We start from the raw sequence: 6824 nt of genomic DNA on the forward strand, positions 1-6824 counted from the left end.
GAAAATGCGTGTGGGCAAATCCCACACGAAGACCCTGCGATTGTTGGGAGATAAGTTGGGTGTCATAATATGTATGCTCAGAAAGGTCGCCCGGCACCAAGGGAGGAGGTGTGATGCCGGGCGACGAGCGGATTTCCGCTGATATATTCAAAGCGAAACATCCGCTCTAACCTTTGTCGCATGGACCGTTCCATAAACATGTTTGGACGGTCGAATAATTGCCCGGATTTGCAAAGGGAATGGCAAGAAAAATCAAAATAGCGACTCCAGAAAGATAGTGACTAATTACTATCTTTTATATATGAGTGCAATATGAATCGTAAAAACCTGACATCGAAACTACGCCGAGCCGCAACGGTTGAAGCCGTGATTGCACTCTCGGCATCGTCGAATCCCGCCGAAATCACCACTGCGCAAATCGGCGATTATATGGACGTGACGCAGGGGGCATTGTTCCGCCATTTTTCCACCAAACAGGAAATCTGGACGGCGGTGATGGATTGGACGGCAGAAAATTTGCTGGCCCGCCTTGACCAGATTGAATGTGACAATCCGATGGATGAGCTAGAGGCAATGCTTTCTGCGCATGTGGAGTTTGTCGTCACTCATCCCGGTGTCCCGCCCATTCTCTTCGGGGAGTTACAGCGCAGTGGCGAAACTCCGGCAAAGGCGCGTTTACAGGAACTCATGGTGGAATATGGTGCGCGGTTGGCAAACAGGCTCACAGCGGCGAAAGCTGCACGCCTCATTGCTAGCGATACCGATATTCCCGCTGCGGCAATCATGTTCCTTGGCATCGTTCAAGGCTTGGTGATGCAAACCATGATGACCGGCGACTTCGGCGCGATGCGCGAAATGTCTGGTCGGCTTTTCAACATCTATTTGAGCGGGATCGGAGCTAAAAAATGAAACTGCCTGCCGTCCTCAACCGGCGTAACCTGACCATCGCTGCCGTGCTAGTGCCATTGGTTCTGCTCTTCATCTGGGTGGCATTGAGGGCCGGTCCTTTGGCTCCAATCAACGTCACGGTCGCGGCAGTGGAAGAGCGCGCAATAGCGCCATCACTATTTGGCATTGGCACAGTCGAAGCGCGCTATACACAAAGGGTCGGATCGACCGCACCGGGGCGTATCACGATGCTGGTCGTCGATGTTGGTGATAGAGTCGAGCAAGGACAGTTGCTTGCGCAAATCGATCCTGTTGACCTTAATCAACGGATAGATGCAGCAGCAAGCACCGAAGCGAGAAATGCCGCGATGGAGCAATCGGCTTCGGCGCAAATCTCGGATGCCAGCGCCCGTGTAAGGTTGGCCCGGACGCAAGCAGCAAGGGTTGAAGCACTTATTAAAGACGGTTGGGTTACCGAGGCGATGGTCGACCAGCGCAGACAGGAACTAGCGGCAGCACAAGCCGGCCTTGCCGCCGCTCAGGCAAATCTCGCGGCAACACAGCAAGACAGAAGCCGCGCAGGCCTCGACCGTTCTGCACTGATTGCCCAGAAAGCAAATTTGCGGCTGGTCGCGCCAAGGGCCGGACTCGTAGTCACACGCGCGGTGGAACCCGGAACAACGGTTGTTGCCGGACAAACAGTGGTCGAGATCGTTGATCCGGCGGAACTGTGGATCAACGCTCGCTTTGACCAAACCCGTTCGGGTGGTTTAACCTCAGGCCTTAAGTCCAAAATTGAGCTGCGTTCAAAGCCCGATACTATGATTGCTGGGTCGGTTATCCGCGTGGAGCCTTTGGCCGATGCCATCACCGAGGAGATCCTTGCCAAGATCGGCTTTTTAGCAATGGAGAACCTACCTCCCATTGGCGAATTGGCCGAAGTTACGGTCATACTTCCGGCAGAAAAGAAAAGCATCGCCATACCGAATTCCGCCATCCAGAACGTGAATGGCAAGATCGGTGTTTGGGCACTTCGTGACGGCGATCTAACCTTCGTTCCTGTTTCGCTTGGCGCTGCCGATCTGGATGGTTGGGTTCAGATCAAAGTCGGCCTCAAGAAAGGCGACCAGATTATAACCCACAGTGCGGCTGAACTATCAGCAAACAGCCGCATTTCAATTGTCGATAAACTGCCATGATCAGTCTTGCTGGCCGCGATATTATCCATGGCTGGGGCAAATTCCTGCTGACCGGTGTCGGACTTGGCTTGCTAATTGGTGTTACTCTTTCAATGGCCGGGGTGTATCGCGGCATGGTCGATGATGCGCAGGCGCTACTAGACAATAGCGGCGCTGATTTGTGGGTGGTGCAAAAGGACACGCTTGGACCTTATGCGGAACCATCCAGCCTGAATGAAGATACAAAACATCCTGTTCGCGCGATGCAGGGAGTGGAACGCGCGGCGGGCGTCACCTATTTGACGATGCAGATTGTTTATAGGGGCCGCGACGTTCGGGTGATGGTTGTCGGCGCCGATATGTCGCGCATGGGTGAGCCAGGCCAGCCAACGCATTTGATAGCGGGCCGGCAGATTGTGCGCGGCCATTATGAAGCCGTCGCAGACGTTAAAACCGGCTTTGCAATCGGCGATACGGTTCAGGTCCGACGCAACAAATATCGCATTGTGGGCTTGACGAGCCGTATGGTTTCTTCCGGCGGTGATCCGATGCTGTTTCTGACATTGAAAGATGCCCAACAGGCACAGTTTCAAAAAGACAGCGATGCGATCATACAGCAACGCGCCCGCACCGACGCCAGCCCCATTCTCAATCCTCCGGGAAATCCCGCAGTTGCAACTGCGGTCAATGCGGCACAGACGGGAAACACCAATGTGAACGCCATTTTGGTAGCGATCAAGCCAGGCGCAGATGCAGATAGCGTCGCCGCTGATATCCGCCGATGGCAGCGGATGACGGTCTATACCCACGCGCAGATGCAGGAAATTCTCGTCGAAAAGCTTATCGCCAATTCAGCGCGCCAAATCGGCATGTTTCTTGTCATATTGGCAATTGTCAGCGCCGCGATTGTAGCCTTCATGATATATACTATGACGATAGGCAAAATCCGAGAGATTGCGGTGTTGAAACTGATTGGCACGCGCAACCGAACGATCTCGTGGATGATCCTGCAACAGGCACTTGGGCTGGGTTTGATCGGGTTTGTTGTCGGCAAGATAGCTGCGACTTTATGGGCACCGTTTTTTCCCAAATATATATTACTGCTACCCAGCGATTCTATGCTCGGTTTTGCCATCGTGATGGTGATTTGCACATTGGCAAGCTTTCTGGCCATTCAGGCGGCGCTCAAGGTTGATCCGGCGGAGGCAATCGGTGGCTGAGGGTATTCGCATCGAAAATATCGTCAAAACCTATGGCAGCGGCGACACCGCCGTTCATGCGCTTCGCGGGTCCAGTATGCAGGTCGAAGCAGGTGAAGTGGTGGGTTTGATCGGTCCGTCTGGCTCGGGGAAAAGCACACTGCTCAAATGCCTTGGTGCGGTTATTGAGCCTACGTCCGGCCGAATGTTCATCGGTGACCGTATGATCTATGACGATAAATGGCTGGTGAAAGATCTGCGGGCGCTACGCCGTGATCTTATTGGGTTCATCTTTCAAGCTCCCTATCTCATCCCCTTTCTGGATGTGACTGACAATGTGGCGATTTTGTCGATGCTTGCGGGCACACCGAACAACAAGGCAAGGGGGCTGGCTCGGGACCTTCTGGATGCACTAGATGTCGGTCACCGCGCCGCCGCGATGCCCTCGCAACTATCTGGCGGAGAACAGCAGCGCGTAGCAATCGCGCGGGCGCTCATTAACCGTCCGCCAGTGATTCTTGCCGATGAACCAACAGCACCGCTGGATGGTGAACGTGCTCTGGCGGTTGTGAAACTATTGGATGAAATGGCTCAGCAATATGAGACTGCCATTATCGTTGTCACCCATGACGAAAAAATCATCCCGACTTTCCGCCGCCTGTATAATATCCGTGACGGCGTCACCCATGAAGAAATCCAAGGATGAACCTGAGCTAGCGGCATCCGCCTGTGGCATTTTATCATGGCTGCCCCATCGATACGAAATTAGTAGCTCTTAATTGCTGAAACAAGAATGGTTTGATCAGGTAGTGCTGGAGATCGAAATGGCCTCGCTAGCGCCTTGCCATATGTCAGCTATCTCAAAGGCTCCGCCGATCCATATTTATGAAGAACACTAATAGAAGCTGCATTGGTCCATTGAACAATCGATCCGGCGGGCATGGCTCCGGCCGTGCGCGATATCTCTCTGCCTTTTGATATTAATATCAATGAAGGAATCGATCGGATGTTGAAACGTCCGGCTATCTCCTGTTCTGCTTCAGTATCCAGCTTTGCGACGCGCACATTCGGTTCAAGCTGCCCAGCTGCCGCGTCAATCGCCGGTGCCATCTGACGGCACGGGCCACACCAGCTGGCCCAGAAATCAACAAGCAGCGGAATGTCGCTAATGCTGGCGTGTTTATGGAAGTTTCCGGAATTCAGAATGACTGGCTTTCCCTCAAACAGGGGCTTGCCGCATTTCCCGCACTTACCGTTCCCCTTCAGCTTTTGCGATTGAATCCGGTTGGTCGTGCTGCAGGAGGGGCAAATGATCATCAATGGATCAGTCATATATCAAGTCTCCCGTTCGTCTTGTTCGTTAATTTTGCAGGCTATGAACCGATATCAGTTTCCGCATTATCGGTAACATTACGTATTTAGACAGCATGGTTGGTAACCCTAGTCAGAGTTTGATCCCAATACACCCAAATGATGAAAGGTAGCGGCATTGGAAAAGATGAGACTAAATCGCCAGCCAAAACCACAAATAATTTCTCGCGAATTAGGCGTGCAGCAGCCTGTAACTTCGTGATCGAAGCATTGTCGAAACCTAGCAATCAACCCTGAATTCGGTGAGAGACCCCATGACAAGTAGAAATAAAATTCTGGTTCTTGCCTTGGCGACAGTTCTTGTTGCAGCAGGCATATATTATGCCTTCTCAGGAGATGCTGCGAAAGATTCCGATACATCTGCGGTAACGGCGACCGCCAAACCGGGAACCATTTCGGCAGCGCAAATCAAAAAGCTCGGCATCCGGATTGTCGCGGCACAGGCTGCTGACGAGGTTCCACTCGGCACCGTCCCGGCAATGGTCAGCTTACCACCGGAAGCAAGCGTCGCGGTAGCCGCACCATTTGATGGAGCGATAATCCGGCTGTTTGTGGTAGAGGGACAGGCGGTAGCGCAAGGAGCTGCCCTTGCATCGGTAAAAGCCCGCGAACCGTTGCAGATCGGCGCCGATCTGTCTCGGGCCCGTGCTCAATTGGGACTGGCCCAAGCGAACGCCCGGCGATTGAACCAGCTCACCAGTGAAGGCATTATTGCTGGCGCACGGGCTGACGAAGCCAATGCAGCGCTGCACGAAGCGCAGATCAACATATCCGAGTATCAACGAATATTGTCGCAAGCCGGTGCCGGCGGCAGCGGTCAGATGACCCTACGCGCACCAATCGGGGGTCGTGTATCAGCGATCAACGTCCAGACCGGCGGTCCGGTTGACACGATGACGGCACCTTTTGTGATCGAGAAAACATCGTCTTACATGCTTGACATTCAATTGCCCGAACGGCTTGCGAAGAAAGTTATCCCCGGTCTGACGGTGGAGTTGCAATTGCCCGGGACATCCGATGATGTTGATCCTGTTGCTGTCAGCGGAACGATCATTTCGGTCTCGCCTTCTCTCGACCCGATGACCCGTTCAGTCATGGCAAAAGCCCGCATCGGCGCAGCGCCCGGGATGGTTGCGGGTAAAAGCGTCCTGGTGACGATCAAGGGGGATGGCAGCGAGACCGGTGTGTCGGTTCCGGCAATGTCGGTCACGCGTATCGACGACAAGGACTATGTGTTCGTGCTTTCAGGCGATCGCTTTACCAGGCGCGAAGTGACACTGGTCGCTCGATCCGGCGACAACGCAATCCTGAGCGCTGGATTAAAGGCGAACGAAAAGGTCGCAGCGAGCGGCATTGCCGAGCTCAAAGTCATGATGGCCGAGGATTGATCCTATGCTCCGGCAACTGGTAGAAAAAGCTTTAGCCTTTCGCATGGCCGTGATCGCCATAGCCACCGGACTGGCGGGTTTTGGTGCCTATGCGTTTATCAACCTGCCCATCGATGCTTTCCCCGATATCAGCTCGACGCAGGTGAAGATCATCCTCAAAGCGCCGGGTATGACACCTGAAGAAGTGGAAAGCCGGGTCATCACACCCATTGAAATGGAGATGCTTGGTATTCCCGATCAGACGGTCCTGCGTTCGGTGGCGAAATATGCCATCGCAGACATCACGATCGACTTTCAGGATACGACCGATATCTACTGGGCGCGTAGCCAGGTGGCGGAGCGGTTGAACGGAGTGATGGGAGAAATTCCGGCGACGGTAACCGGCGGAATGGCACCTATTTCAACGCCATTGTCAGACATGTATATGTTCACGCTTGAAGGGCCACAATCGCTAGCTGAAAAACGCAGTATTCTGGATTGGGTCATACGACCGGCGCTACGCACGGTGCCCGGCGTAGCTGATGTCAACGCACTCGGCGGCTATGTTGAAACTTATGAAGTCGTGCCCGACAATGCTGCGCTCGCCGCAACCAATCTAACCATTGAAGATTTGCGCAGCGCGATTGAAAGCAGCAATCGAAATGACGGTGCAGGACGGCTGACCACCGGAGAGGAATCTCTCATCGTCCGCGCGGTTGGCGCTATCCGGAACCTCGGTGATCTGTCGGACATCATTGTCAAATCCGAAGGCGGAATGGTTGTCCGTGTCGGCGATGTAGCGCAGGTCCGAACAGGCAGCC

At 53.9% G+C, this 6824-nt stretch carries 7 protein-coding genes; 6 read left to right on the top strand and 1 reads right to left on the bottom strand.

Annotated features, from left to right (window positions below; all coding sequences use genetic code 11):
• Positions 1-312 precede the first annotated feature (312 nt).
• From WBM93_RS14615 to WBM93_RS14630, 4 genes are read left to right on the top strand one after another with little or no spacing between them, the layout of a single operon-like run.
• Positions 313-909, top strand: a complete 597-nt coding sequence (locus WBM93_RS14615; RefSeq protein WP_424432598.1) for a TetR/AcrR family transcriptional regulator — start codon at positions 313-315, stop codon at positions 907-909.
• Positions 906-2087 carry an efflux RND transporter periplasmic adaptor subunit gene (locus tag WBM93_RS14620; RefSeq protein WP_424432599.1) on the top strand — a complete coding sequence of 394 codons (1182 nt, stop codon included), beginning with the start codon at positions 906-908 and terminating at the stop codon, positions 2085-2087. The genes WBM93_RS14615 and WBM93_RS14620 overlap by 4 nt, the downstream gene beginning before the upstream one ends.
• A complete protein-coding gene (locus WBM93_RS14625; protein ID WP_424432600.1) occupies positions 2084-3286 on the top strand; it encodes an ABC transporter permease in 1203 nt (400 codons plus the stop codon). Before WBM93_RS14620 ends, WBM93_RS14625 begins: the two co-directional genes overlap by 4 nt.
• Positions 3279-3971, top strand: coding sequence for an ABC transporter ATP-binding protein (locus WBM93_RS14630; protein WP_424432601.1), 693 nt, complete (start codon positions 3279-3281; stop codon positions 3969-3971). The genes WBM93_RS14625 and WBM93_RS14630 overlap by 8 nt, the downstream gene beginning before the upstream one ends.
• 149 nt (positions 3972-4120) lie before the next feature.
• On the opposite strand, the gene trxC is transcribed toward WBM93_RS14630, so the two are convergent.
• A complete protein-coding gene (gene trxC / locus WBM93_RS14635; protein ID WP_424432602.1) occupies positions 4121-4597 on the bottom strand; it encodes a thioredoxin TrxC in 477 nt (158 codons plus the stop codon).
• Positions 4598-4890: 293 nt separating this feature from the next.
• Here trxC and WBM93_RS14640 point away from each other — a divergent pair, with 293 nt between their 5' ends.
• Positions 4891-6024 carry an efflux RND transporter periplasmic adaptor subunit gene (locus WBM93_RS14640; RefSeq protein WP_424432603.1) on the top strand — a complete coding sequence of 378 codons (1134 nt, stop codon included), beginning with the start codon at positions 4891-4893 and terminating at the stop codon, positions 6022-6024.
• 4 nt (positions 6025-6028) lie between these two features.
• On the top strand, positions 6029-6824 hold a 796-nt coding region (locus WBM93_RS14645; protein WP_424432604.1), incomplete at its 3' end, for an efflux RND transporter permease subunit.

The organism is Parasphingorhabdus sp. (genome assembly GCF_049667325.1).
GTDB lineage: Bacteria > Pseudomonadota > Alphaproteobacteria > Sphingomonadales > Sphingomonadaceae > Parasphingorhabdus.